Genomic DNA, 26,087 nt, shown 5'->3' on the forward strand with positions numbered 1-26,087 from the left:
TATTTTTTGGTGTGAATAGGAAGAAGAACGCGTATGAAAAATTAAAATTTTGTAAATAAATTTTGGCTGTGCAAATAACGGTAATTATCCAATTTTCGTTTCTGCTATTAAAAATCCGGTTTAAAAGGTTTTGGCTAAAGCCAACTTCGCAGCTTTGGTTTCCCCCGGCCTAAAGGCCGGGGAAATGAAAAACAGGCACGAGGCTTTAGCCCAAAAACGAAAATAAAAAAACTATAATTCTTCTTTTATCAGCAAAAAATTAGTGTCTGCTTATTTTTTATTTTTTGAAAAAATGCACCGTTAGCTTTTGTGCTTCTTTCAAAAACAACTGCAATGCTTCTTTTATCGGCAAAAAATTAGTGTCTGCTTATGCTTTTATTTCCGGCGAAAATTCATCTTCAGCACGGATGCTTCTTTTATCCCTAAAAAATTGGCGTATATCTGCCTCGTTCAAATCTTTGTAAATTTTTGTGGAATGGATGATTTTTTTCCCTCGTTTGTACAGTTCTTCCGGCGAGGTTGGCAAACTCCTCCAGGAAACACCAAACGGTAAATTGCCGCTTTCCAGATCACCCAGTTCAAAATCCACAGCTTTGGTGAGTAAACCAAAAATATGGTCTTCTTCTAAATAAATTTTCCGGATACCGTAATCCGGCAACATATTGGCTTCGCGCAATTTCTGTAAAAAAAGTTCGCTTACGATGTATGCACCACCAAAAATGTTTTCGCCCATGGCATAACCGTTCAACAAAGCTTTGATCACCAATTTGCGCAAAGCCAGGTTTGCTTTTGGTTTTGATAAAAAGCGCCAAGTCAAAGCGTAAGTGGTAATTTGGTGCATTGGCCAATAATTTTCTACCGCATTTCCTGCAAAATCCCGTGGTTCTTTTCCTCTTTTTACAAAACCGGCGATGCCAATTTTAGGGTTTTTTGCGAATAGTTCAATCGCTTCTGCTTGCGGATTATAGCCGGTAATCAAAGCATCCGTATCCATCCGCAGCAAAACTTTAAACTGGTAATTGTCCAACGCATAAGCAAAAGCATGGCTCAACGTGATGTACAATCCGCCCAATAAACCAAACCGCTGCTGGTTGATAATCACATCAATATCCGGGTAATTTTGCTTGAGCTGCGCGCCGTAATCTTTCTTCGAATCATCAATTAAAATGATTTTGTAAGGGCACAAACAGTAGTGGATGATGCTGTTGAGCGTATCTGCAATAAAAGGGATTTTGCAGTTTGGCCCAACCGGAATCACTACCAGCAGATCGTATTGTTGCTTCATATGATGTTTCTGTTTATTCTTGAAAATAGCAGTGGATGTAAAGGTAAAATTCAAACGCCAAAAAACCCGGCCGGATTAATTTTCCTGCCGGGTTTATATGCTTTGTTTCGGAAAAAGGTTACTTTGTTAATTCAAATCCCCATTCTTTTCCTTTGTCCACTGCCGGAACGCCGCTGGCCATCCAAACCGGCATGGGCGCGCCTTTTAAAAAATGGTCAAAAAATTGTTGCTCGCGGATAGAAATATCTTTCCGGTTTTGCCGCAGCACCAAATTGTGCGCTTCGTTGTTGTATTGCAGCAGCCAAACGGGTTTGTTTAGCCTTCGTAAAGCGGTAAACATTTCGATGCCCTGATACCATGGAACGGCGCCATCTGCATCATTAGACATGATGACCACCGGCGTTTTCACTTTTGGCAACTGGAACAAAGGCGAATTGCGGATGTACAATTGTGTGCTGTCCCATAAATTGCCACCGATTCGGCTTTGTCCTTTTTCGTACTGACCTTCGCGCGTAATGCCGCTTTCCCAACGGATACCACCATAAGCCGAAGTCATGTTGGCAACCGGTGCACCGGCCCAAGCCGCAGCATACATATTGGTTTGGGTGATGAGAAAAGCAACCTGGTAACCGCCCCAGCTTTGTCCCTGGACGCCGATATGCGCGCCATCAACCCAGGGATTTTTCTTTAAATTTTCCACACCCGAATTGATAAATTCAACTGCAGAAGCGCCGGGCTGGCCTCTTTCGTAACTGATGTCCGGTGTAAAAACCAAATAACCGTTGCTTACAAAAAACGAAATTGGCAAACGGGAAGGCGTTGGCGCAGGCGGAACGTAACTGTACAAACCTTCCGACAATTTTTCGTAAAAATAAACCAGCATCGGATACTTCTTTTGCGGGTCGAAATTCTCCGGTTTGTACAAAATCCCTTTGGATGGATAACCTTTTGGCGTGGTCCAATTGACCAATTCTGCCGTTCCCCAATTGTACTGGCTTTGCTGCGGATTGATTGCGCTTAGTTTCACTTCTTTTTTCAAATCGGTGGAAACATACAAATCCGGAGAATGCTGATAGTTTGCTTTGGTATAAATGTAAGCGTCGCTGTTTTTGGCTTTTTGCAAAGTGCCGAAACTGTAAGGCTCCATCAAAATTTTCTCAGGCGTTTTATTGCCGGCGAATGCTTTTTTATAAATTCCCCATTGTTTGTTTTCTTCATTCTGAACTACAAATAGCAAAGGTTTTTTGGTTGGGATGGCTTTTTCCTCTTCATTTCCTGCCACATTCATCCTTCGGTTTGTTGGTGTTGGATAACGAAAAATTAATTTGTTTTTCCGGCCAAAACCGTTGGTTAAATTGCTTGCTTGTCCGTTTGCCGGATCAATTTTCCAAACATCATAACGGTCATAAACCAGCAAATCTTTATCATCGCCCGTCCAACCGGCAATGCCATAAGGCGAAGGGTCATCTGGCACGTCGTTATCTTCTTCACCCATTTTTGTACCGGTAGCAGCCGTTAAATTTGTTTTTTTGCCGGTAAAAACAGCATAGCTAAACCAGTTTTGGCTGGCCGAATCAAACCAGATCACATAATTTCCGGCAGGAGAAATCTGGTAACGTGCTTTCAACCGCGTGTTGATCTTTTTGTATTCGCCGGTTTTCGTGTCTATCAGATACGCTTCCTGCAAGTTTCCAGCCCAAACTGCTTGTGCACGTGCGCCGGTATCGGTAACACCCAAAGCATAACGGGCATCGGTATTTTCGGGAAGCATAACATCTTGAACACCGGGATTTGCCAACTGAACGAGTTTATGATTTGCTTCCGAAGGCGTGATTACCGCCAGATAATTCCGGCGAAGTTCGCGCTGCAAATTGTGCAATTGCTGCGGCTGCAGGTAATCGTCTTTGTAGTTCCAAATGTCTAATTTGGCATGTTCAAACTCCACCAAAGTGGTATCCGCAGGTTTCGGGATAGGTGCAGTGCCAAAAAACAACCGGTTTCCGTTTTTACTGAAATAAACCCGTCCGTCGCCGCTCACCATCCATTTTTCAGGCATTCCCGCTGAACCTGGCGCTGCTACAACTTCTGCACTGTCTTTTGAGGTGTTGTAATAATACAATTTAAATGGTTTCACCTGTGCTTTTTCCGGGTTTTTCTCTGCCGCAAAAGCCAATTGTTTTCCGGTTTCGTCAAACACCAAATTGCGGTAATTGCCACGGCCGCTGCTTACTGTTTTTAGCACATCTTTTTCAACGTCGTACAAAAACAAACCCGATTTTGCGTCTTTATTTCTCCGCGGAACTGTGGTTGCAAACACCAAATATTTTCCGTTTTTATCCAACTGATAATCGGTTACATATTTAAAAGTGCGTTGCTTGCCGTTCAGCAATTGTTTTAAGCTGAGGTCGGCACCGTCGCGTGTTGGCGGTGCAACCGTTTGGGCGACTGCTTTTTTTGTTGTATCAGAAACTACTGGTTTTTTTAAGGTATCGCTGGGCGCGAGATAAGCAAGCACAGAAGCTTTTTCGGCAATTTTAAAAGAGCGGACGGCAGGGATTTTAGTGATCTGGTTTGAACCAAGCATCATAATACCAAGCGTGTCTTTCGGAAAATCTTCCTGCTTTTTCTTTTTGATGCGCGCCATTCGAATAGCAGCATAAAACGGACGGATCAGGAAAGCCGCATACTTGGAATCAGCCGTAATCCTTGCCGTATCTGCACGAGGAACCTGAATTTTATTGCTGTTTTTAACGGTAGAAATGACCAACGTAGCATCGCCCTGCTGCGGCTTTATCACATATGAAACCCATTTGCCGTCATCACTGATGCGTTCATTGCTGATGCTTTGCCAGCCATCATAAACCGAATGGTCTAAAGGTTTTTTAGCGGTTGTTTGTGCCGATGCTGCATCCAATAAAAAACACAACAAAGGCAGGAGTAAGGTTTTGTGCATATTTAAACTTTCGTTAAAGTTTAAATATGCTGTTTTTATCGGATAAAATTTGGTGTGGGAATAAAAAAGTTACAAAGGAAGCTTTACCAAAATGTTTTTAGTCCAACTGCTTCATACTGTTGTATATTAGTGTCTTTAGTTATCAAAATGTATTTGTTTTGCAAAGCTTGCCAAATTAACATTTTATCGAAAGGGTCTTTATGAAAAGAAGTATTAAGTTGATGATAAGTTGTACAATCTTGCGGCGATAATGAGATTAACTCAAATCCTGTTTCAATAGATAAATCTCTTAATTCTTCTGGCTTTAATCCCGAAAGGGCCAATTTTCCTAAAGAAAATTTTATCGAGATTTCCCAAAACGAAACACAACTTACTAAAGCAGTATTTTCAACATTTTCAAGTATCTCCCTAACTTTATCTGATAGTTTCCCTCTTTCAAGTATCGACCAAATCAATGTATGGGTATCTAAAAGATAACTCATAAATTAATAAACTCTTCTTCTGTCATTTTAAAATCATCGCTAAAAACAGCAGTTGCTTTTCCTTCCAAAATACCCAGTTTCCGTTTTGGTTTTTCTTGACCGCTTTCCGGAATAAAGTATCCAATTACTTGTTTCTTTTTCCCAAAAGTTACCGCAATTTTTTCTCCGGCTTTTACTTTTTCTATTACTTCAGAGAAGTTAGTTTTAAATTCTCCAACAGACATTTTTTTCATGACAGATGAATTTGTTTGTTCAAAAATAGGTATTGCTTGTCAAGTTGTCAAGTATAATTAGAGTCAAAAACAAAAGAAGCATCTAAAACTAAATTCCGATACTTCTTTTACCACCTAAGAATTGGTGTGGGAATAAAATTTATATAAAGGGAATTATACTACAAATTCGATTTATAAAGCTTCGAGTTTTTTTTCTAAATCTAAAAGGATTTCTGATTTGATCTTTTGGCGTTGCTCCGTTGTAGAAGTTGAAGTATTTTTTTTAGCGGATGATTTATTTTCCCGCCGGTTTTCAATCAATTTTTTAATGTAGAATATATCCAAAGACAAAAAAATTGCAAACACCAAAAATACTATTATCCATAATCCAATTTGAATTGAAGTTTCCATATTAATCAAATCTTCTTTAATAAAGAATAAATGTATACAATTAATCCTACGATACCTAACAAAATTACGGCTGTAATAATTGTGCCCAACAGTAAGAGAACATGCTGAATATTACTTTACTTTTCAATATTTAACAAAGTTATCATGCCGCCGATTGTTGCTAAAAGTGCAATTAGTACAAACTTAAAAATTTCGATTTGTAGTTTGATTTCTTCTTTCGTTCCTTCTGTCGTCATTTATCAATTTTCTACTAAAATAGTTAATCTATTGATAGATTAACTATTAATTAAAATTATAAATTCATTAAAAACAAAAAAGCATCGAAACCAAAGTCCCGATGCTCTTTTTACCACCTAAAAATTGTTATTTCTTTTTGGTTTGGATGGCAGGTGTTTGCCTTTGCTGGCGCATCATTTCTTCCATCTTTGCGGCAAAACCGCTTTTCTTTTTGTTCGGATCTTCAGGTTTCTTTTTGTTTTCCTGGATTTGCGCATGGATCTTTTTATCGTCCACCATCAACCGGATAAAATACTGTTGCGAGAACGTTAAAATGTTGGCGCAGAAGTAGTAATAATTTAAACCTGCCGGATAACTGTTTAACACACCAAAGAAAATAAGCGGTGTGATGTAGCCAATGTATTTCATTTGTCCGGTTGCGCCGGAAGTTTGGTTGTTAAAATAAGTCTGGATCAAAGTTGAAATCGTCATCAGCAAACACATTAAACTAATGTGATCCCAGTTCAAAAACGGAATCATTGGGAAGTTGATCACCGAATCGTACGTCGAAAGATCGTGCATCCATAAAAAGCTTTGACCGCGCAGCTCAAACAGATTCGGGAAAAACCGGAAGAAAGCCAGGATGATCGGCATCTGGATCACCAAAGGCAAACAGCCGCCAAGCGGGTTTACGCCGGCTTTTTTATACAGCTTCATGTATTCCTGCTGCAGCAAAGTTGGGTTGTCTTCGCCAACTTTACCTTTGATTTCGTCCATTTCCGGCTTTAAAACACGCATTTTGGCCATTGAAAGGTAGGATTTGTAAGTCAGCGGAAACAAAACCACTTTCAGTAAAATTGTTAAAACTAGAATAATTAGCCCGTAATTCCAGTTGAAGTTTTTCAGAAAATCAAATACTGGCAATACTGCAAAACGGTTGATATACTTTAATGGCCCCCATCCTAAATCAATCTGGCGTTCTAAATGATAACCTTGTTGTTTTAATAAATCAAACTGGTTCGGCCCAAAGTAAAACTCCATCGGATAACTGGCCGCAGCGGCACCAGAATAAGGCAACAGCATTTTGGCCGACATTTGCTTTACATCGTTAGAACTCACATCCGTAGCAACACTTACATCGGCACTGGTAAAGCCATCTTTCGCAATCAAAACGTTGGAGAAAAAACGCTGTTTAAAAGAAACCCACTGGATTTTTTTATCGGCATAGTTTTTTTCTTCGTCTTTGGTCAGACTCAAATCATTTACATCACCATCAGTATCTTCTAAAAAAACGGTAGAGTAAGTACGCTCCATTTTCATGTCGCGTTCCTGCTTGCGCAAACTGGCGGCCCAATTTAAAGTAAGCTGGTTGTTTTGCGCATTAACCACGCCGTTCATGTTGTTTAAAACCAGGTTGTAACCAACTTTGTAGCCATCGCCCTTTAAAGTATAAACGTAATCAATGGATTGGTTGGCGGCATAAGCCAAATGCATGGTCAGCGAACTGGAATCTTTTCCGGTAACGGTTAAAGAAGGTGCGCTTGGCGTAAAAATCAGATCATTGGTTTGAACTTGTTTTCCATTCGCGGTCAATGTTAAACCAAACTTGGATTGCTCCTGGCTGAACAAAATCAACGATTTTTTATCGAAAGTTTTTTCGTTTTTAAGTTGAACGGTAACCACACGGCCGCCTTGTGTAGATAAAGTAACTTTTAATTCCTTGTTTTCTAAAGTAACCAATTGCGGCGCAGCAGCTGTGTTTCCTGCGCCTTGTATTGCAGCAGAATCGGTTGCGATTGTTGATTTTTGTGGGGTAAAAGAAGCATTGGCGGTTGGCGCTTTGATTTTGCCTTCTTTAATTGCTTTAAGAGAATCCTGGTGCAACTGTTCTTTTTTAACCTGTTCCTGCGAAGGCTTGAGCAAAAACGTGGAACCAACCAGGATAAGCAGGATCAGGAATAACCCTGTAAATGTATTTCTATCCATTCTTTTTTAACGTAACCTATTATATAGCTAAATTCTTCTTTTTGGCATAAGCCATAGAAGCGGCCACAAAGTTAACAAAAAGCGGATGCGGATTAGCAACTGTTGATTTTAATTCGGGATGAAATTGCGAACCGATGAAAAAAGGATGGTTTTTTAATTCAACAATTTCTACCAAACCGTTTTCTGGGTTGATGCCTGATGGGACTAAGCCGCCGTCTTCATATTGTTTTAAGTAAGCATTGTTAAACTCGTAACGGTGGCGGTGCCGCTCTTTAATATGTGTTTTTCCATAAACAAAAGCAGCTTTGGTGTTTTTACGGATGTCGCAAGGATAAGCGCCCAAACGCATGGTGCCGCCTTTGGTGGTGATGCTTTTTTGCTCGGCCATCATCGAAATAACCGGTTCAGGCGTGTTTTCGTCCATTTCACTGCTGTTGGCGTTTTGGATTTTGAGGACATTCCGGCCAAACTCAATTACGGCACATTGCATTCCCAAACAAATCCCGAAAAACGGGATTTCGTTTTCCCTGACGTAACGGATGGCTTCAATTTTACCTTCAATCCCACGCTGCCCAAATCCCGGTGCCACCAAAACGCCATGCAAACCGCGCATTTTTTCGGCAGCATTTTCTGGCGTTAAGCTTTCGGATTGAATGTATTTGACATGGACTTTGCACTCGTTTTTTGCACCGGCATGGATAAAAGCTTCGGTGATGGATTTGTAAGCATCCGGCAGTTCCACGTATTTTCCAACCAAACCAATCCGGATTTCGCCGGTCGGGTTTTTCAATCGGCCCAAAAAATCTTTCCAGCTTTCTAAATCCGGTTCTTTGTTTTGCGGCAATTTTAGTTTCGATAAAACCGTTTTGTCCAATTGTTCTTTCAGCATCAGCAAAGGCACATCGTAAATGGTCGAAGCATCAATGGATTCGATTACCGCATTGATATTAACGTTGCAGAATAAAGCGATCTTTTTGCGCAATTCATTGTTGAGGTGATGCTCGGTCCGGCAAACCAAAATATCCGGCTGGATGCCATATTCCAGTAACATCTTTACCGAATGCTGTGTCGGTTTGGTTTTTAATTCGCCGGCGGCAGCCAGGTAAGGAACTAAAGTTAAGTGGATTACAAGCGAATTTCCCGAACCGGTTTCCCAACGGAATTGACGGACAGCTTCCACAAAAGGCAACGATTCGATGTCGCCAACCGTTCCGCCAATTTCCGTGATCACAATATCGTAATTGCCGCTCTCGCCCAAAATTTTAAAATTACGTTTAATCTCATCGGTAATATGCGGCACAACCTGAACAGTTTTTCCCAGAAAAGCGCCTTCGCGTTCTCGGTTGATCACGTTTTGATAAATCCTTCCCGTCGTAATATTATTGGCTTGCGAAGTTGGCGTGTTTAAAAAACGTTCGTAATGGCCTAAATCCAAGTCGGTTTCGGCGCCGTCTTCCGTAACGTAACATTCGCCGTGCTCGTACGGATTCATCGTTCCGGGATCAATGTTGATATAAGGATCAAATTTTTGGATGGTTACCCGATAACCGCGGGCTTGTAAAAGTTTGGCCAAAGAAGCCGAAATAATGCCTTTACCCAACGAAGAGGTAACGCCGCCCGTAACAAAAATATACTTAGTCATGCTTTAGCTTGAAGGGCTTTTCCACCGCAAAAATTACGATAGTAAACCTTAGTGTACGGGATGCAAAAGTAAGATTTTTTTCGGGATGGCGATTAGGAAAGCTGCACTGCTGATCGAAATCAAACTAAGATCAAAAGCAAATGCTGTTTTTACCGGCATAAAAAAAGTACCGGTAAAAACAGTATTGAATATTTATTTATGTTGAAATTTGTACTGGTTTTCAGGCAGTTTCAGAAGAATATTGTTTGCTGATTTTGCTGCGTACCTGCAACCGCGGCAACTTTTCGCGCCAGGCAAAATGTTTATAACTTTTGTATTGTTTAAAACTTTTGTAAAGCTGAGTTAATTTTACGGCTTCTTTAAACAAGCTACTGCATAGATAACCAAACAGTATGAGCAGTAAAACAGTAATAATCCACATTCCGGAAACTAAAAACAGGAAAGCATAAAACAAGGATTTGTACAGGAGAAAGCAAATGACAGCAGTTTTGGCAACGGGAAGCAGGTTTTTCATTCGTAACAGGATTAATACATCTTTTGTATAGAAAAAACCGTGCTAAAAATTTTACAATTTAAAGATAGAGCGCCAAATCGCCTTTTCCTTCGCGGATTATATTGAAGTCGCCGGTTGTGCAATCTACCACCGTAGAAGGAACGTTATCGCCATAACCGCCATCAACTACGATATCCACTAAATCCTGGTATTTCTCGTAAATCAGTTCCGGGTCGGTAGAATATTCCAAAATATCATCGTCATCTTTAATGGAAGTGGTGAGGATTGGGTTACCCAGCGCTTTCACAATTTCGCGCGGGATATTATTGTCCGGAATCCGGATGCCAACCGTTTTTTTGTTGGAACTGATCAACTTCGGCACCAAATTACTGGCGTTAAAAATAAACGTGAACGGGCCGGGCAATGCTTTTTTTAGCACCCTAAAAACAGTATTGTCAATGGGTTTGATGTAATCGGAAATATGGCTGAGATCGTAACAGATGAACGACAGGTTGGCTTTGCTGCAGTTCATTTTCCGCAACTGGCAAATGGCTTCGATGGCTTTTTGGTTGGTGATATCACAGCCCAAACCGTAAACCGTATCGGTTGGATAGATCACCAGTCCGCCTTTTTTCAATACTTCCACTACTTGGGCAATGGCTTTTTCGTTCGGGTTTTCGGGGTAAATTTTCAGGAGCATAATGCTTAATAATTATTTTGGCAGAAAAAGGTTTGCCATGCTGTTTTTATCACACCAATTTTTACCCGATAAAAACAGCATCCACAAAAAAGGCCGTCTTTTTCAAAACAGCCTTGCTTTATAAATTTTAGGTTGAGAAACTTACGCTAAAACTTCTTTCACCCGGTCTGCAGCTTCTTTTAATAAGATAGCCGAGAAAACTTTCAAACCTGATTCGTCAATCAGTTTCTTCGCTTCAACCGCATTTGTTCCTTGCAATCGAACAATAATCGGAACGGGAATATCGCCCATTTCTTTGTACGCGTCAATTACACCTTGCGCTACACGGTCGCAACGCACAATCCCGCCAAAAATATTAATTAAAATCGCTTTAACATTTGGGTCTTTCAGGATGATTCCAAAAGCAGCTTTTACCGTTTGTGCATTGGCTGTTCCGCCGACATCCAAAAAGTTGGCAGGTTCGCCGCCGGCAATTTTGATGATGTCCATCGTCGCCATCGCCAAACCGGCACCGTTAACCATGCAGCCTACGTTTCCGTCCAGTTTTACATAGTTTAGGTTCGATTCGCTGGCTTCCACTTCCATCGGGTCTTCTTCGGCCGTATCACGCATCGCAGCAAAATCTGGATGGCGGTACAAAGCATTGTCATCCAAAGTTACCTTGGCATCAACCGCCAAAATTTTATTGTCGGAAGTTTTTAAAACCGGGTTAATTTCAAACTGCGAAGAATCGGTCGCATCATAAGCTTTGTATAAAGCCGTGATAAACTTCACCATATCTTTAAAAGCATCGCCACTCAAACCCAGGTTAAACGCAATTTTACGCGCCTGGAAACCTTGCAAACCAACTTTCGGGTCAATTTCTTCGGTGTGGATTTCTTCCGGCGTTTTTTCTGCCACTTCTTCAATGTCCATTCCGCCTTCGGTAGAATAAATGATCACGTTTCGGCCTTTTGCGCGGTCCATCAAAACGCTCATATAAAACTCTTTGGTTTCTGATGGGCCCGGGTAATAAACGTCTTGCGCAATCAAAACCTTGTTTACCTTTTTGCCTTCCGGCCCGGTTTGTTTGGTAATCAATTGCATGCCGAGGATGGCACCGGCTTTCTCTTTCACCTCGTCCAGGTTTTTGGCCAGTTTAACGCCGCCGCCTTTGCCACGGCCACCGGCATGGATTTGTGCTTTCACCACCACCCAGTCAGACCCAAAGTCTTCCTTTAATTTTTGGGCTGCCGCTACTGCCTGTTCAACGTTTTCGGCAAGGATGCCTTCCTGAACCCTAACGCCGTAGCTTTTGAGGATGGCTTTGCCCTGATATTCGTGAATGTTCATTTTATTGAGATTTTGGGTAAAGCTACACTTTCGGGTTAAAAATAAAAATTTGAAATATGGTATTTAAGCATCCTAATATTCTTTCTAAAGTTTTCTAAATGATTTAAATCACGGATACTTTTAATAAGTAGTGGTTTTATCAGATCTACAGGTTGCTATAAAAGTTTCTGTCCTTCTTATTTTGTTAACCTGACTTCAATTAATTAAAAAGCTGATATTAAATTAGAAGCTACGGTTTGGCAAGTGATGAAAAGTTTGTTAGGGAAGAATAAATAAACGATGAGCCGGCAACGATATTGGATATGAAATTAGTGAACAACCTCAGGCTATTCTTCGTGTTGTTTCGGATGCCGGTAACCGATTGAATGGTCTGGTCGTTTTGTCGAAATCTTTACAGAATTCATCAACAAAACAAAAAATACCGCTAATTTTATCAAAGTCAATTATATGAATTTATACTTAAATTTTTTAATTCCCGAATACTTAAGTATACTTACATTTCTTATAATTGACAAATTTTATTCCAATTTTTAATCAAACCTAAGCTGTAATTTAAATGGCTAAACAACAACGCTCGATCTTTGACAAAATAGGTCTGCCCAAAAATTTGGCTTGGGGCTATTTAGGAATTCTGATATTTATGATTGGTGATGGATTGGAAGGTGGCTGGTTAAGCCCCTACATACAACACCGTGGGTTAAGCATACAGGAATCGGCACTGCTTTTTACTGCATACGGTGTAACTATTGCGATAGCTTCATGGTTTTCGGGTGTACTTACAGAAAGCTATGGCCCCAGGAAAACTATGTTTGCCGGGATAATTTTTTACATTGTTGGTACAGCAGGGTTTATTGGTTTAGCTTTGCCTGATCTGCATTATCCGCTAATGCTGCTTACTTATGCCATTCGGGGTTTTGGTTATCCCTTGTTTGCCTACTCCTTCCTGGTTTGGATCAGTTACCGTAGCCCGCAAAATAAATTAAGCACCGCTGCCGGCTGGTTTTGGTTTGTATTTACCGGAGGGCTAAACGTTTTTGGCGCTTATTATTCCAGTTGGGCTATTATCCATTTGGGTTATTTAAATACATTATGGAGCTCTATATTTTGGGTTGCACTGGGGGCGTTTTTTGCGTTGGTGATAAACACCGACAAGTTTGAAACCAGTACTGTTGCAAACAAGACCAGTAAGCTTGACGAGCTAAAGAAGGGTATTTCTATTATGAAGGAAGAGCCAAAGGTTTTGCTTTGCGGAATTATACGTATCATCAACACTACCTCGCAATTCGCATTCTTGGTTTTTATGCCTACCTATATGGAAAAGCATGGTTTTTCAATCACGCAATGGCTGCAAATGTGGGCAACAATCTTTACTTCAAACATCATATTTAATTTAATTTTTGGCTTTGTAGGCGATGCTTTTGGCTGGAAGAATACGGTATTCTGGTTTGGCTGTATAGGTTGCGCGATCAGCACACTGCTATTTTATTATTCGCCTGTAATTTTCGGTGACAACTTTTGGATCGTGCTTTTATGCGGCTGCTTGTGGGGATGCTTATTGGCAGGATTTGTACCCCTTACTGCTCTAACACCGTCATTAGTTAACAAGGATAAAGGCGCTGCTATGGCCGTTCTTAATTTGGGGGCTGGTTTAGCGGTATTTGTAGGCCCTGCTATTGTAGGCTTATTTATTGGAAGTGTAGGCAGCACGGGTGTAATATGGATATTATCTGGTCTGTATGTTATCGCTGCTATACTTACTTTATTCATTGCGCTTCCCGGCAATGCAAAAACATCCAATCCAGCACCGGCTACAATAGCTGTTTAAGCGCCTGTTTAAATTTTGTTAAAGGTATTTTCAATGCTTCTTTTACCATATTAAAATCATTGTCTCATTGTACTTTTTGTATTGAAGCATCTAAACAAAATTTATAGGCATAAAAGAAGCATTATATATTTTTACGATAAAAATTTAAACAGGCCCTATACCTGGCCAACCTCAACACTATTTGATCAATCAATCATCATACAAACATGGCAATAAAGCTTAATGAAATAAATATAGGGCTGTTATCAAAAGATATTAAAGCACCTCAATATGAGCGTTCTAAAGTGGGACAAGGCATTGTACATATCGGTGTTGGCGGGTTTCATCGTGCCCATCAAACGGTATATACTGAAGACCTGTTTGACCAGGGCGAAGATTTGCAATGGGGTTTTTGCGGCATAGGTTTACTGGAACACGATATTAAAATGCGTGATGTTATGCAGGCACAAAACCATTTGTACACCTTATTGGTGCGAAGCGTAGCGGGAGACGTTCCCCGAATTGTCGGCTCTATCGTCAATTACCTATTCGCTCCAGGTAACGAGAACGCGGTAATCGAAAAAATGGCCGACATGGAAACAAAAATAGTTTCCTTAACCATTACAGAAGGCGGATATTACATTCATTCAGGAACGGGGCAATTTGATAGTTCGCATCCTGATATTCAATACGATTTAGAGCATTCAGAAAAACCCAAAAGTTCATTTGGTTACTTGCTGGCCGCATTAAATCTTCGCCGGCTGCGTGGTCAGGTACCGTTTACCATCATGTCGTGCGATAACATCCAGGGAAACGGATCGGTAGCAAGAAAAATGCTTTTAAGTTTCGCGCAGTTAAGCAACCCCGAACTGGCAACCTGGATTGCTGCCAATGTGGCCTTCCCTAATAGCATGGTTGACCGTATCACGCCCGCAACAACAGATGAGCAAAGGGATTTGGTGCGCGAAAAGTTTGGTATTGACGATGGCTGGCCGGTAATGACAGAGCCATTTAAGCAATGGGTGATTGAAGACCATTTTACTTTAGGCCGCCCTGCATGGGAAAAAGTTGGCGCACAAATGACCGCCGATGTATTGCCTTATGAGGTTATGAAATTAAGGTTGTTAAATGCGGCGCATCAAGCGCTTTGTTATGTTGCCATATTGCTGGGTTACGAATTTGTACACGAAGCTATGGGAGACGCCGACATCAGCAAGCTGGTAACATTAATGATGGATGTTGATGTAACGCCCATATTAGCTGAAGTGCCTGGCGTGGACTTATCAGCATATAAGAAAACACTGATTGAACGTTTCGCCAATCCCGCTATAGGCGACCAGCTTTCGCGGATTGGCATATACGGGTCAACAGGGATCCCCAAGTTTGTATTGCCATCAATCGAAGAACAGTTACGCCGCGGAGGGTCTATTAAATTCCTTTCCTTCGTAATAGCCAGTTGGATCCGTTATTTAGATGGCAAGGACGAGAAAGGCAAAACTATTACCATGAAGGATCCCAATGCTCCCAAATTACATGCCATTGCCATCAAGTCCAATAAGAGTGCGGCACCTCTACTTGAGTTAAGGGAAATATTTAGTGAGGATTTGGCCAACGCGCCATTGTTTAAAAATATGGTCGAAAAATACCTTTCCGATTTTTATGAAAAGGGGGCCCGTGCTACCTTACGTGAAACTATAACCGGATAACAGGTTAAATGTAGGGCAATGGATAGCAAACTTACTGACAATTACGACAGTATTATTTTCGATTTCGACAAAACTTTTTGGGATAATACCAGTGGTTTTCCTTTTAAGTGAATCCCTGGTAAATAAAGAAACAACGTTTTTTGGATTGTAAGGGCATGTTTGAATTTTATCCGGCTTATCCTCGATGCTTCTTTTACCACCTAAAAATTAGTGTTGCATTGTACTTTTTGTATTGGTTGAAAAGGTAAACACTAAATTTATAGGCATAAAAGAAGCATTTGTCAGAAAGAAGTGTTCACTTAAACAGTATCAGTTTAAAAAAACCGACCGGGAGTACTTTTACACCCGGCCAATTCACAGTCAAAATATTAAAGCGTTTTTACACCGCCATCCAATACCAATTCTGCACCTACCATATATTTAGAGGCATCTGAAGCCAAATACAGGAAGCCTTCCGCAATTTCTTCTGAAGTGCCTAAACGTTTCATAGGGATCAGATTAGTAGCCATAAAATCTTTTATACCGGCAACTTCTTCTTTTGAGCCGCCAGATCTTCCGAATAAAGGGGTATCAATGGCACCGGGAGACAAAACATTTACCCGAATGTTCCTGTCCATCAATTCGGTAGAAAAGCTTCTGGCCAAAGAACGTACCGCAGCTTTCGTAGCGGCATAAGCACTATACATACTGAAGCTTTTTTCATTGGTGGCACTGGAAGTAAAAATAACGGAAGCGCCATCATTTAAATAAGGCAAGGCCAGTTGAACAGAAAAAAATGCCCCTTTAAAATTAATGTTGCTCACCAGGTCAAATAGTTCTTCGGTGAAGTCTGCTAATGGTGCTGCAGTATCTACCCCTGCATTTACCACCAGCACATCAATCTTGCCAAGTTTTGCACTTACTTCTTCATACGTTTTTTTAATGCTGTTTAAATCTGAAACATCGCTTACGATGCTAATTGCTCCTTCACCTATAGTTTCTGCCGCACTGGTTAAAGTGGCTTGGTTGCGCCCAGTGATAGCTACTTTGGCGCCTTGTTGTGCAAATAATACGGCTGTTGCCAATCCGATGCCGCTGTTGCCACCTGTGATAACAGCTACTTTGTTTTCTAACTTTTTCATTTATATTTTATTTATTGCCAAAGGTAAGTAGCAAATGCTATATATTTGTGTGCAATATACTAAAGTATAGCAGTATCAAAAATAGAGCGAAAATGAAAACAGAATGTGATTACGACAACGCTTGCCCAGAGATGAAATATATCCACGACACACTGTATGTCATTAATGGTAAGTGGAAAATGCTCATTATCATATCCTTGAGAAACGGAAACAAGCGTTATCGGGAAATTGCCAAAAGCATACCCAATATCACTTTCAAAATGTTATCCAAAGAACTGAAAGAAATGGAGATGAACAAACTGGTTTCAAGAACGGTTCAAAGCAGCACACCAGTCTCTGTAGATTACGAACTGACGGAATATTGCAGAACATTATGGCCACTGTTAGGCGAAATGATCAATTGGGGAAAACATCACCGAAAAGTTATATAAAGATTTCCTTAACCTCTATTATGGTTAATCCTTTAATAGCCATGGTTTTTTAGGTTGATAATAAACCTGGGTCAATAAACTGTTTCTCTCCAAAACCTGCCTTTCCCACATTGTTCCATACAAACCATATTCCTATTTTTACAGAAGTCTGGAATTGAGACTAATCAAAAAACTAATGCTTCTTTTACCACCTAAAAATCTTGTTCTGGTTGAAAGAAGATTTCTCTCTTTGCTGCAAAATAACAGGCATACTTCTTTTACCGGTGTTTTTTATGCGCCTTGTTCTATCATCCCAAACCGAAGGGATGGAGCTTCTTCAAAGCAGTTTTCAGCTTTTATGGTTGAAATAAGATTTCTCCCTGCAATGCGCAATGACAAAACACTTAATTTAATACATTTCTGCTTTTAAAAAACCTGCTTTTTGTAAAGCTGCCCCTGCTTCATCGGGTTTTTGTGTACCAATCAACAGTTTGCTGCCATCTTTAAAAACCAATTGAATGCCCTGGTTTCCGGAAACGTTGTATGCTTTTCCTTTTCCAAACAAACCTAAACGCAAGCCCCAGCCGCCATAATCTAATATTGGATTGTATTTTGTTACAACTGCCTGGCCAATAGTATCCCGGCTATAAGTTTTGAATTTAAAATGAAAAGGAAAGAAACGGACATGAATTCCTTCTGCATCAATTTCAGTGTCTAATTTGGAAAAGAATATCAAAACAAAAGCAAGTATCGGAACAAGCAAGGGAGTTAGAAGTGCAAAATTAGAATCGTTTTGCAGTTCTTTATGTTCTTTTGTTATGGCAGATATGGTTATCCCAAAAGCGGCAATTAAAATCAGCCACAACCACCATTGCCTGAAACGTTGTGTTTCTTTAAATAAAACTTCAGTTTCCATTTGGGTTTATTTTACTTGGTTTACAAATGAAACAACCGCTTCAACCAATTTTGGATCAATTGGCAAATCAGGGTTGCTGTAAGTTTCCAGGTTTTTTGCACGGTCTGCAGGTGCTTGTTTTAACGCGTGGTTCATGCCGTCAACCAAAACCAATGTTGCATCTGGTTTGGCTTTTTTTAAGTTTTGGGCATCTGCAACGCTGACTTGGATATCGGTTGTCCCCTGTACAATCAACACCGGAACTTTTAACTTTTTTAGCTCGGTTTGCGGGTTGTATTTGAACCAGGAAATAAGGTACGGTTGAACGCTACGCCTAAACAAAGGCAAATTTCCGGCATCAGAAACCATAAAGCCTTTGGCCAAACTATCTAACTTTGCCACCGATGCCGTATAAATTTCGGGCGTTGCTTTTAACTGCTCGGCAATAACCTTTTCGGCCTTGTTGCCCGCACCCGAAACTGAAACGTAACCATCTGCTTTTTCTTTTTCGGCAGCAACCATTCCAATTAAAGCACCTTCGCTATGTCCTAAAACAATTACTTTAGAAAACCTTGGGTCATCCTTCAATAGTTTAACCAACGCACTGGCATCGTTTACAAAATCATCAAAACGCGTATCTGCTTCGCTTTTTGCAGAAGTACTTTTGCCGATTGCCCTTTTATCGTAACGCAGCGTTGCAATGCCTGCTTTGCCTAAAGCATTGGCCAGCAAAAAGTAGGAATTTGCATTGATCAAGCCCGCACTGTTTCCGTTTCTATCAGTAGCACCAGAACCGGCAATAATTAGAACGACCGGAATTTTACCAATGCTGTTTTTAGGCATTAATAATGAGCCTGAAAGACTGGCGTCCGGCAAACTGAGGTCAACAGGTGTTTCTGTTAAATTGGCATCAACCGTTAATATCTTTTCTTCCTGAAATGGCTGAACCAACAAGCCGCCCATTTTATTTGCTGCGTCGAGGCTTATTTTCAACCCAAAAACGCCATTGGTAAAAGTGGTTTTGTATAACGCAACAGACGAATTGAAACTTTTAAATTCTACACTTTTTATGTCGCCCAACTGCGCTTTGATCTGGTTCATGGTTGTACGCGTTTTTTCCAGAGGAAGTGCTGCCTGCATTTGTGCATTAAACTTGTTAAAAATACTTTCCGCGTCTGCCTGGTTAAATTGGTTGATAAATTGGCTGACCGCTTCCTTGTAATTCGCAGGCTCTACTTGTGCAAAAAGCAAACACGGAAAAAGTAGGGGTAAAAGAAGTATTGTAAATAGTTTTTTCATTTGCGGGAATTGGTTAATGAGTTTTGCAGGACGGATAAATATAATAAGTTAAATTTATGTTTGAGCAGATGATAGTTTAAGCTATTTTTATCAAATAAAACCAATTAACCATTATGACTTATACAGCTAGTTCTTCCCGTTATCAAAATATGGAATACCGCCGCTGCGGAAAAAGCGGCATCAAATTGCCTGCAGTTTCGCTGGGTTTGTGGCACAACTTCGGCGATGTGGATGTGATGGAGAATTTCCGCAATACGCTTAAAACTGCTTTTGACCATGGCGTTACGCATTTCGATTTGGCCAATAATTACGGTCCGCCAGCCGGTTCTGCCGAAGAAAATTTCGGACGGATTTTGCACCAGGATTTTAAAAGCTACCGCGATGAACTCATCATTTCTACCAAAGCCGGATATTATATGTGGGAAGGCCCGTACGGCGAATGGGGTTCAAAAAAATATTTGGTTTCCAGTTTAGACCAGAGTTTAAAACGGATGAAACTGGATTACGTGGATATTTTTTACCACCACCGCCCCGACCCAGACACACCTTTGGAAGAAACGATGGCTGCGTTGGATTTGCTTGTGCGCCAGGGAAAAGCCTTGTATGTGGGCATTTCCAATTATCATCCGGAGGAAGCCGCAAAAGCTTTGTACATTTTACGAAAATTAGGAACGCCCTGCCTCATCCATCAGCCCAAATATTCCATGTTTGAGCGTTGGGTTGAAACAGAAGGCTTGTTGGATTTGCTGGAAAAAGAAGGCGTTGGCTGCATCCCGTTTTCGCCGCTGGCGCAAGGTTTGTTGACCGATAAATATTTAAAAGGCATCCCCGAAGATTCGCGCATTGCAAAAGGTGTTGGCTTTTTAACCGAAAACAACTTGACCGAAGATAAGCTGAACCAAATCCGCCAGTTAAATGATATTGCACAACAGCGCGGACAATCATTGGCACAAATGGCATTGGCCTGGATTTTAAAAGACCCGCGTATTACTTCCGTTTTGATTGGCGCCAGCAAACCGGAACAATTGAAAGATTCTTTGAAATGTTTGGACAATACTTCTTTTAGCCAGGAAGAATTGAAATTGATTGATGGGATTTTGGGTTAGTGATTTTAGGGTGGTAAAAGAAGTATCGGTAGTTTGGTGATGCTTCTTTTATCACCTATTTTTAGGTTTTGGATTAAAGCCAAAGGCAGCTCCAATATAGAAAAACCCTTGATGATCAAATTTCGAAGAATAAGGTTCTTGCGTTTCACCCAAATAAACTTCTCCAAATTTAGGCGATAAAAAAAGCCTTTTATTTAAATTGTATTTTCCTAAGTTAAATTCAAACCTAACAGTAGGTATATTTCCGGCAGAACCATATTTAGTATTGTTTAAGTTATATTCTACCGTTTCATCAAAATAAAAATTGTCTTTGAACGCTTGCTGTCTGTCGTAACCTCGTTTTAAAATCAAGTTAATTATATAATACGGGTAAAGCGTAACTCCAGCACCTACTGCCAATACATTCAAATTCGAATTTCCGTATCTTCCATAAACAGAACTGTATGCAGCAGTTGCATTTAAAGAAATCAGTTTTCCTAAAGAAAATTCCCGCCTCAAACCAATGCTGCCATAAGTTGTAAAAACACTTCTTGTTTGCTTATCGCCAACACCAAAACGCGGGATGATACTCCAAACAGAACGATAAGATTTGTAACTCAGCGTATCTTGTGCAAAAGATGAAGTAGCAACCGTTAAAAGCAGAAAAGTAAAAAGTGTTTTCATAAGCTTTGATTGATTTGAATCTTTTGTAAGATAGAATTTTAACTTATCACTCCAATTAAAACTTTCATCTACAAAAAAAGCCCTTCGTTTCCGAAGAGCTTTTCCTAATCAAATATCAAATACTTACTGTACAGCTTCCGGTTTTGGCGGACGCGGCAATAAAGCTTTATATGAAAGTTTTAACTTACCTTGTTTATCAATTTCCAGCAATTTCACTTTCACTTTTACTTTTTCGCCCACTTTAAAGATACCGCGACCAGCAATTTCAAATCAAGCAACAGACAAAGCTTTAACTTCTAAAGTATAGCCAAGCTTTTGCATAATCGCTTCGCAGTCTTGAAATTCAAGTCCAAAAGCCTTTACATCAGCTAATCCGAGTTGTGCTAAAATATTTCTTATTGTATGAAATTGGTCATCTTCGTAACAACCTTCCATCAGGTTTTTCTCCGCCCAATTCACTAACTCAGTGGAAGACAAGCGATGCTGTAGATAAGCAAGCAGTTTTTCTGCTATATTTTTTTTTGTGATCATTTTTAAAGTTTTTGATGTCCCTTATCCAATGGATATTTTTCGTGTATCTCTTTTAGAATGTTATTCTGATCATAAATTTCCTGCCAAAACCTTATATTAATTTCTTCCTTGTTTACTTCTTTTAAATATTTCGCTTTCCACCCTAATTTCCCTGCTACTTCAAATGAGTAAATTCTTCCACCGTCTTCTTTCTGTATCCATATATCAAATTCTTTTTCATTTTTAGTACGTTGGTTGTTGTTCATCTAAAAGATGCTGTTATTTTTTTAATTTGTTTACTCGTAAAGTTACCAGTTCAATCTAAAAGATACAAAAAAAGCCCTTCGTTTCCGAAGAGCTTTTCCTATCAAATATCAAAATTGCTTACTGCGCAGCTTCCGGTTTTGGCGGGCGCGGCATCAAAGCTTTACGTGATAGTTTTAACTTGCCTTGTTTATCAATTTCCAGCAGTTTCACTTTTACCATTTCGCCGACTTCAAAAATGCCGTCCATTGTTTCGTAGCGTTTCCAGTCAATTTCCGAGATGTGTAGCAAACCGTCTTTGCCTGGCATAATCTCTACGAAAGCGCCAAAAGGCATAATCGTTTTTACTTTGCCTTCGTAAGTTTCGCCAACTTCCGGTTTCGCAACAATGTTACGGATGCGGCCAACGGCAGCATCAATCGCAGCTTTGTTATCAGCAAAAATCTCGATGATGCCTTTGTTGTCCACTTCTTCAATGGCAATGGTGGCACCGGTTTCGCGTTGCATTTCCTGGATGATTTTACCGCCGGGCCCGATTACCGCACCAATAAATTCTTTATCAATCGTCATGCTTACAATACGCGGCGCATGTGGTTTAAAATCTTCGCGAGGTGCGGCAATCGTTTTCTTCATCTCGTTTAAGATGTGCAAACGGCCTTCTTTCGCCTGGTCCAAAGCTTTAATCAACACTTCGTTAGACAAACCGTTGATCTTTAAATCCATCTGACAAGCTACGATACCTTTTTCAGTACCGGTAACTTTAAAATCCATATCGCCCAAATGGTCTTCATCGCCCAAAATATCAGAAAGGATAGCGTATTTGCCTGTTTTTTCGTCGGTGATCAAACCCATCGCAATCCCGGAAACCGGTGAAGTGATTTTGATACCGGCATCCATCAAAGCTAAAGTTCCGGCACAAACGGTTGCCATGGAAGATGAACCGTTGGATTCTAAAATATCAGAAACCACACGGATGGTGTAAGGGTTTTGATCGGAACCTGGCAAAACTTTCTTTAAAGAACGCATGGCCAAATTGCCATGGCCAATTTCCCTGCGGCCTGCGCCACGGTTTGGTTTTACTTCGCCGGTAGAAAAACCCGGGAAGTTGTAGTGCAGCAGAAACTTGCTGTAACCGTTGATGAAAGCGCCGTCAATCATTTGCTCGTCGGTTTTAGAACCTAAAGTAACCGAAGTTAACGATTGCGTTTCGCCGCGGGTAAACACCGCCGAACCGTGGGCGGCAGGCAAGTAACCAACTTCGCTCCAGATTGGGCGGATTTGCGTAGTTGCGCGGCCGTCCAAACGTTTGCCTTCATTCAAAACCAAATTACGAACGGCATCGTACTGCACATCGTGAAAATATTTTTTGGCCAAACCAAGCTGATTTGGGTCAACATTTTCGCCCATCGTTGCAATATATTCGTCACGGATTTTTTTGAAGTTTTCCCCTCTTTCATCCTTGCCGGATGCAGCAGCGGCAACGGCATAAGCTTTATCATAAGTAGCAGCAAAAACTGCTTCCCTCAACTCCGGGTTGCTGTTTTCGTGGCTGTAAACACGTTTTTCGGTTTTGCCAACTTCGTTTGCCAGTTCAACTTGTGCGGCAACTTGTTTTTTGATGGCCTCGTGTGCAAAGTTGATCGCTTCTACCATTTCGGTTTCCGCAATTTCGTTTGCTTCGCCTTCCACCATCACAATATCCGAAGCAGAACCCGCAACCATAAACTCTAAAGTCGCTTTTTCCAGTTCGGTACGGATTGGGTTGATGACTAATTTACCTTCAATTTTTGCCACGCGCACTTCGGAAATCGGCCCGTTAAAAGGAATATCCGAAACGGCAATGGCAGCCGAAGCAGCCAAACCAGCCAGGCAATCCGGCATGATGTCTTTATCGGCAGAAATTAAAGAGATCATTACCTGTGTATCGGCATGATAATCTTCAGGGAATAAAGGACGTAAAGCACGGTCTACCAAACGCGAGATCAAAACCTCGTAATCCGACAAACGTGCCTCACGGCGTAAAAACCCGCCCGGGATCCGTCCGGTCGCTGCATATTTTTCCTGATAATCAACCGAAAGCGGCAAAAAATCCACGCCTTCTTTGGCTTCTTTAGAAGATACTACGGTTGCCAGCAACATCGTGTCGCCCATTTTTACCACCACCGAGCCATCGGCCTGTTTGGCCAGTTTTCCCGTTTCGATCTCTACAATGCGGCCATCGCCCAGATCAATTGTTTTTTTAATTACGTTCATTTTGTTGTTGTATCGGTTCGTTTTTCATCTTTAGAACGAACCTGTTTTTAGATAGATTTTACTTTTTTTAAATCAAAAAAGCCATCTCCAGTTGGGATGGCTTTTTGGAGGAAATTACTCCGGGTTATTTTATAATATCCCTTAGTTCCAGTGTTTTGATGATGGCACGGTAACGGTTAATGTCCTTTTTAAACAAATAGCCTAACAAGGCTCGGCGTTTACCAACCAGTTTTTGCAAAGCCAACTGGGTAGAAAAATCCTTTTTGTTTGTTTTTAAATGCCCGGTTAAGTGGGCAATACGGGTAGTGAACAACGCTACCTGGCCTTCGGCAGAACCAGTATCGGCTGCACTTTGTCCGTGTTTTGCAAAAATCTCTGCTTTTGCTTCTTTACTTAAATACATTACCTGAATAATATTAAAGCGTATATAATTTTGTGAACTGTGGCACGAAGATAAAAGAAATTACTTTGTTATGCAAGTTGGGACCGATGCTTCTTTTATCAGGTAAAATTTGCTGTCATTTCTAAACGATTGAGAAATCTTATTTCAACAATACTGCTTAAACTGCTTTGAAGAAGATTTCTCCCTTCGACCGAAATAACAGCATTTTCAAACTTCCGGTTTTTCCCGGCTTTTGTCTGATGCTTCTTTTATCGGGCAAAATTTGCTTTGTCATTTCGACCGTAGGGAGAAATCCTATTTCAACTATGTAACTTTAACCACAGTTTAGAAGAAGATTTCTTCCTTTGGTCGAGATGACAGTACATGCTTCTTTTATCACATAAAAATCAGTGCATTTTAAATTTATTGCTGATCATGATATTCACATTATGTTTAGAAAAATCATGGGAAATACGGTTGATGTCGTCTTCACTTAATTGGCTGCCGCTTTTGCCGGTGCTTTGTACAGTTAAGGCCGGAGAAATGGCATAGGTTCCTTTTGTGGTATAGTTAATAGCGCGGGCCAGCAATGCTTCGTTTACATCACCAAAATCATGGGTAACATCATCAGATGCCTGAACGCCCGGATAAGTGACAGAACCCGGTGTCATCCCGGCATAATAGCCGCCTTGGTTTGCCGAGTTTTTAGATTCAAATTCGGGCGTGTAGTATTGATAGGCACCAATCGGGATACCATAAAACCCAACAGGTTTGCCATAACTGGTTGTACCAATTAATTGTACATTCATTTCAGGAATTAAATTATTAATTGTTAACTCACTTGCAGAAGCGGTATTTCCCGTAACGATAAAAAACACCCTGTTGATGTTTAAACTACCTTGCTTAGAAAATAATGCTTGGTTATTGGTTGGTTTAAATTCACCTGGGTATTTAGTAACGTCTAAACCAAGCTTTTTTGCAAACAATGGGCATTTATCATTTTGCAATTTATCGTTATAATACTGGGTGTACATTACCGTATTGGTTTTGGCAGGAGGCACTATTAAATTAGATAAATACTCTGCCGTTTGTACAGAGCCGCCGCCATTGTAGCGCAAATCAACTACCAAATCAGTTACTCCGGCGGCTGTAAAACTGGTAAAAGCAGGTTCTAAATTAGGCTTTGCATTATCTAAAACTGTAAAAGTGTTAAACACCAAATAACCTATCTTCTTCCCATTGCCCAGATCCAAAACTTTACTTTTTAACACTGGGTTTACCGTATAATTGGCGGTGTTTAAAGTAGTGTTAAAAGTGGTGTTGTCCGGCTTTTGCACCGTCATGGTGATGGTAGTGGAATTAAATATCGCATTAACCAAAGCCGTGTAATTGCTGTTGGAAGAGTTGGTGTAAGTTAAAGACGGAACACCGGAAATGGCGGTAATCTGGTAACCTCTAACTAAACCAGCCTTATCTGCCGGAGAACCCGGGTAAACGTATTTAACGCGAAGATCGGAAGTGGTATTATAAAAAACGCTAAACCCATAATCGCCATTCGTTCCACCTAAAGAAGTTGCCACCTGGCCCTGGTCTATAAAAGAATATTTGGCCGTGCCAGGGTCAAGAATATCATACTCATAAGGCTTTCCCGTTGCAGGGTTGGTACTGTATTGTGAAAGCGCATCAACTTCACTTTGCAAAGCAGCCTGGTCTGTTTTTCCGGTAAAGTTGCGCGGGTTAAAAGCCGTATAAGTTGGCAAAGTGCTGTACCACAAATTATCCTCCTGCGTAAAGAGGTAAACCGAATCTTTAATGTGGTCCAGTGGTGTGCCTGTAGTCGGGATAACCGAAACAGGAATAGGTGTAACAGGCGTTGTTTTTTTACAAGCCGTAAAAGTTGCAGCCATTGCCAGGCTGATGGTTAAGTAAATAAAATATTTCTTCATGTGGTTTTTACTTTGT

Annotated in this window: 23 protein-coding genes; 4 read left to right on the top strand and 19 right to left on the bottom strand. The window is 40.6% G+C overall.

What is annotated here, in order from left to right; all coding sequences use genetic code 11:
* Positions 1-367: 367 nt before the first annotated feature.
* From Q0192_RS05890 to sucC, 10 genes are all read right to left on the bottom strand, one after another.
* Complete coding sequence (locus tag Q0192_RS05890; protein WP_299287542.1) at positions 368-1,285, bottom strand: glycosyltransferase; 918 nt, start codon at positions 1,283-1,285, stop codon at positions 368-370.
* Between the two features lie 118 nt (positions 1,286-1,403).
* Positions 1,404-4,238 (bottom strand): prolyl oligopeptidase family serine peptidase, encoded by a 2,835-nt coding sequence (locus Q0192_RS05895; protein WP_299287545.1) that lies wholly within the window; start codon positions 4,236-4,238, stop codon positions 1,404-1,406.
* An 83-nt stretch (positions 4,239-4,321) separates the two neighbouring features.
* Positions 4,322-4,720: a type II toxin-antitoxin system VapC family toxin gene (locus tag Q0192_RS05900; protein WP_299287548.1), complete on the bottom strand. Its 399-nt coding sequence runs from the start codon at positions 4,718-4,720 to the stop codon at positions 4,322-4,324.
* Positions 4,717-4,944, bottom strand: a complete 228-nt coding sequence (locus tag Q0192_RS05905; RefSeq protein WP_299287551.1) for a prevent-host-death protein — start codon at positions 4,942-4,944, stop codon at positions 4,717-4,719. Before Q0192_RS05905 ends, Q0192_RS05900 begins: the two co-directional genes overlap by 4 nt.
* A gap of 180 nt (positions 4,945-5,124) precedes the next feature.
* A complete protein-coding gene (locus Q0192_RS05910; RefSeq protein ID WP_299287554.1) occupies positions 5,125-5,343 on the bottom strand; it encodes a hypothetical protein in 219 nt (72 codons plus the stop codon).
* Between the two features lie 363 nt (positions 5,344-5,706).
* The gene (gene yidC / locus Q0192_RS05915; RefSeq protein ID WP_299287557.1) at positions 5,707-7,545 is read right to left on the bottom strand and encodes a membrane protein insertase YidC; all 1,839 of its coding nucleotides are present in this window, start codon (positions 7,543-7,545) and stop codon (positions 5,707-5,709) included.
* Between the two features lie 19 nt (positions 7,546-7,564).
* Positions 7,565-9,187 (bottom strand): CTP synthase, encoded by a 1,623-nt coding sequence (locus Q0192_RS05920; protein ID WP_299287559.1) that lies wholly within the window; start codon positions 9,185-9,187, stop codon positions 7,565-7,567.
* A 220-nt stretch (positions 9,188-9,407) separates the two neighbouring features.
* A complete protein-coding gene (locus tag Q0192_RS05925) occupies positions 9,408-9,701 on the bottom strand; it encodes a hypothetical protein (RefSeq protein WP_299287562.1) in 294 nt (97 codons plus the stop codon).
* Between the two features lie 58 nt (positions 9,702-9,759).
* Positions 9,760-10,380, bottom strand: a complete 621-nt coding sequence (locus Q0192_RS05930; RefSeq protein WP_299287564.1) for an L-threonylcarbamoyladenylate synthase — start codon at positions 10,378-10,380, stop codon at positions 9,760-9,762.
* Between the two features lie 141 nt (positions 10,381-10,521).
* Positions 10,522-11,712, bottom strand: coding sequence for an ADP-forming succinate--CoA ligase subunit beta (gene sucC, locus Q0192_RS05935; protein ID WP_299287567.1), 1,191 nt, complete (start codon positions 11,710-11,712; stop codon positions 10,522-10,524).
* Between the two features lie 556 nt (positions 11,713-12,268).
* Here sucC and Q0192_RS05940 point away from each other — a divergent pair.
* Together Q0192_RS05940 and Q0192_RS05945 are read left to right on the top strand one after the other, a co-directional pair.
* The gene (locus Q0192_RS05940) at positions 12,269-13,537 is read left to right on the top strand and encodes an MFS transporter (RefSeq protein ID WP_299287570.1); all 1,269 of its coding nucleotides are present in this window, start codon (positions 12,269-12,271) and stop codon (positions 13,535-13,537) included.
* Between the two features lie 206 nt (positions 13,538-13,743).
* On the top strand, positions 13,744-15,222 hold the full coding sequence (locus tag Q0192_RS05945; protein ID WP_299287573.1) for a mannitol dehydrogenase family protein: 1,479 nt from the start codon (positions 13,744-13,746) through the stop codon (positions 15,220-15,222).
* Between the two features lie 368 nt (positions 15,223-15,590).
* Here Q0192_RS05945 and Q0192_RS05950 read toward each other — a convergent pair whose 3' ends face one another.
* The gene (locus Q0192_RS05950; RefSeq protein ID WP_299287576.1) at positions 15,591-16,343 is read right to left on the bottom strand and encodes an SDR family oxidoreductase; all 753 of its coding nucleotides are present in this window, start codon (positions 16,341-16,343) and stop codon (positions 15,591-15,593) included.
* A 92-nt stretch (positions 16,344-16,435) separates the two neighbouring features.
* On the opposite strand from Q0192_RS05950, the gene Q0192_RS05955 reads away from it, so the two are divergent.
* Positions 16,436-16,774 (top strand): helix-turn-helix domain-containing protein, encoded by a 339-nt coding sequence (locus Q0192_RS05955; RefSeq protein WP_299287579.1) that lies wholly within the window; start codon positions 16,436-16,438, stop codon positions 16,772-16,774.
* Between the two features lie 388 nt (positions 16,775-17,162).
* Here Q0192_RS05955 and Q0192_RS05960 read toward each other — a convergent pair whose 3' ends face one another.
* On the bottom strand, positions 17,163-17,669 hold the full coding sequence (locus Q0192_RS05960; protein ID WP_299287582.1) for a hypothetical protein: 507 nt from the start codon (positions 17,667-17,669) through the stop codon (positions 17,163-17,165).
* A 6-nt stretch (positions 17,670-17,675) separates the two neighbouring features.
* Positions 17,676-18,947, bottom strand: coding sequence for an alpha/beta fold hydrolase (locus Q0192_RS05965; protein ID WP_299287585.1), 1,272 nt, complete (start codon positions 18,945-18,947; stop codon positions 17,676-17,678).
* Positions 18,948-19,060: 113 nt separating this feature from the next.
* Between Q0192_RS05965 and mgrA the strand changes: the two genes are divergently transcribed.
* Positions 19,061-20,053, top strand: a complete 993-nt coding sequence (mgrA, locus tag Q0192_RS05970; protein WP_299287588.1) for an L-glyceraldehyde 3-phosphate reductase — start codon at positions 19,061-19,063, stop codon at positions 20,051-20,053.
* A 51-nt stretch (positions 20,054-20,104) separates the two neighbouring features.
* Here mgrA and Q0192_RS05975 read toward each other — a convergent pair whose 3' ends face one another.
* The 6 genes from Q0192_RS05975 to Q0192_RS06000 form a co-directional block, all read right to left on the bottom strand.
* Entirely contained in the window at positions 20,105-20,716 is a 612-nt protein-coding gene (locus tag Q0192_RS05975; protein WP_299287591.1) for a hypothetical protein, read from the bottom strand.
* Between the two features lie 270 nt (positions 20,717-20,986).
* Positions 20,987-21,247 (bottom strand): hypothetical protein, encoded by a 261-nt coding sequence (locus tag Q0192_RS05980; RefSeq protein WP_299287593.1) that lies wholly within the window; start codon positions 21,245-21,247, stop codon positions 20,987-20,989.
* Between the two features lie 2 nt (positions 21,248-21,249).
* Positions 21,250-21,492, bottom strand: a complete 243-nt coding sequence (locus Q0192_RS05985; protein WP_299287595.1) for a hypothetical protein — start codon at positions 21,490-21,492, stop codon at positions 21,250-21,252.
* 118 nt (positions 21,493-21,610) lie between these two features.
* On the bottom strand, positions 21,611-23,743 hold the full coding sequence (pnp, locus tag Q0192_RS05990) for a polyribonucleotide nucleotidyltransferase (RefSeq protein ID WP_299287597.1): 2,133 nt from the start codon (positions 23,741-23,743) through the stop codon (positions 21,611-21,613).
* 124 nt (positions 23,744-23,867) lie between these two features.
* Positions 23,868-24,146 (bottom strand): 30S ribosomal protein S15, encoded by a 279-nt coding sequence (rpsO, locus tag Q0192_RS05995; protein WP_299287600.1) that lies wholly within the window; start codon positions 24,144-24,146, stop codon positions 23,868-23,870.
* 386 nt (positions 24,147-24,532) lie between these two features.
* The gene (locus Q0192_RS06000; protein ID WP_299287603.1) at positions 24,533-26,071 is read right to left on the bottom strand and encodes a S41 family peptidase; all 1,539 of its coding nucleotides are present in this window, start codon (positions 26,069-26,071) and stop codon (positions 24,533-24,535) included.
* Positions 26,072-26,087: the final 16 nt, after the last annotated feature.

The sequence above is a fragment of the uncultured Mucilaginibacter sp. genome (genome assembly GCF_937859865.1).
GTDB lineage: Bacteria > Bacteroidota > Bacteroidia > Sphingobacteriales > Sphingobacteriaceae > Mucilaginibacter_A.

Excerpts from the sequence above, each read along its gene's own strand:
- Q0192_RS05890 (WP_299287542.1), bottom strand. The coding sequence starts at position 1,285 with ATGAAGCAACAATACGATCTGCTGGTAGTGATTCCGGTTGGGCCAAAC.
- Q0192_RS05895 (WP_299287545.1), bottom strand. The coding sequence starts at position 4,238 with ATGCACAAAACCTTACTCCTGCCTTTGTTGTGTTTTTTATTGGATGCA.
- Q0192_RS05900 (WP_299287548.1), bottom strand. The coding sequence starts at position 4,720 with ATGAGTTATCTTTTAGATACCCATACATTGATTTGGTCGATACTTGAA.
- Q0192_RS05905 (WP_299287551.1), bottom strand. The coding sequence starts at position 4,944 with ATGTCTGTTGGAGAATTTAAAACTAACTTCTCTGAAGTAATAGAAAAA.
- Q0192_RS05910 (WP_299287554.1), bottom strand. The coding sequence starts at position 5,343 with ATGGAAACTTCAATTCAAATTGGATTATGGATAATAGTATTTTTGGTG.
- yidC (WP_299287557.1), bottom strand. The coding sequence starts at position 7,545 with ATGGATAGAAATACATTTACAGGGTTATTCCTGATCCTGCTTATCCTG.
- Q0192_RS05920 (WP_299287559.1), bottom strand. The coding sequence starts at position 9,187 with ATGACTAAGTATATTTTTGTTACGGGCGGCGTTACCTCTTCGTTGGGT.
- Q0192_RS05925 (WP_299287562.1), bottom strand. The coding sequence starts at position 9,701 with ATGAAAAACCTGCTTCCCGTTGCCAAAACTGCTGTCATTTGCTTTCTC.
- Q0192_RS05930 (WP_299287564.1), bottom strand. The coding sequence starts at position 10,380 with ATGCTCCTGAAAATTTACCCCGAAAACCCGAACGAAAAAGCCATTGCC.
- sucC (WP_299287567.1), bottom strand. The coding sequence starts at position 11,712 with ATGAACATTCACGAATATCAGGGCAAAGCCATCCTCAAAAGCTACGGC.
- Q0192_RS05940 (WP_299287570.1), top strand. The coding sequence starts at position 12,269 with ATGGCTAAACAACAACGCTCGATCTTTGACAAAATAGGTCTGCCCAAA.
- Q0192_RS05945 (WP_299287573.1), top strand. The coding sequence starts at position 13,744 with ATGGCAATAAAGCTTAATGAAATAAATATAGGGCTGTTATCAAAAGAT.
- Q0192_RS05950 (WP_299287576.1), bottom strand. The coding sequence starts at position 16,343 with ATGAAAAAGTTAGAAAACAAAGTAGCTGTTATCACAGGTGGCAACAGC.
- Q0192_RS05955 (WP_299287579.1), top strand. The coding sequence starts at position 16,436 with ATGAAAACAGAATGTGATTACGACAACGCTTGCCCAGAGATGAAATAT.
- Q0192_RS05960 (WP_299287582.1), bottom strand. The coding sequence starts at position 17,669 with ATGGAAACTGAAGTTTTATTTAAAGAAACACAACGTTTCAGGCAATGG.
- Q0192_RS05965 (WP_299287585.1), bottom strand. The coding sequence starts at position 18,947 with ATGAAAAAACTATTTACAATACTTCTTTTACCCCTACTTTTTCCGTGT.
- mgrA (WP_299287588.1), top strand. The coding sequence starts at position 19,061 with ATGACTTATACAGCTAGTTCTTCCCGTTATCAAAATATGGAATACCGC.
- Q0192_RS05975 (WP_299287591.1), bottom strand. The coding sequence starts at position 20,716 with ATGAAAACACTTTTTACTTTTCTGCTTTTAACGGTTGCTACTTCATCT.
- Q0192_RS05980 (WP_299287593.1), bottom strand. The coding sequence starts at position 21,247 with ATGATCACAAAAAAAAATATAGCAGAAAAACTGCTTGCTTATCTACAG.
- Q0192_RS05985 (WP_299287595.1), bottom strand. The coding sequence starts at position 21,492 with ATGAACAACAACCAACGTACTAAAAATGAAAAAGAATTTGATATATGG.
- pnp (WP_299287597.1), bottom strand. The coding sequence starts at position 23,743 with ATGAACGTAATTAAAAAAACAATTGATCTGGGCGATGGCCGCATTGTA.
- rpsO (WP_299287600.1), bottom strand. The coding sequence starts at position 24,146 with ATGTATTTAAGTAAAGAAGCAAAAGCAGAGATTTTTGCAAAACACGGA.
- Q0192_RS06000 (WP_299287603.1), bottom strand. The coding sequence starts at position 26,071 with ATGAAGAAATATTTTATTTACTTAACCATCAGCCTGGCAATGGCTGCA.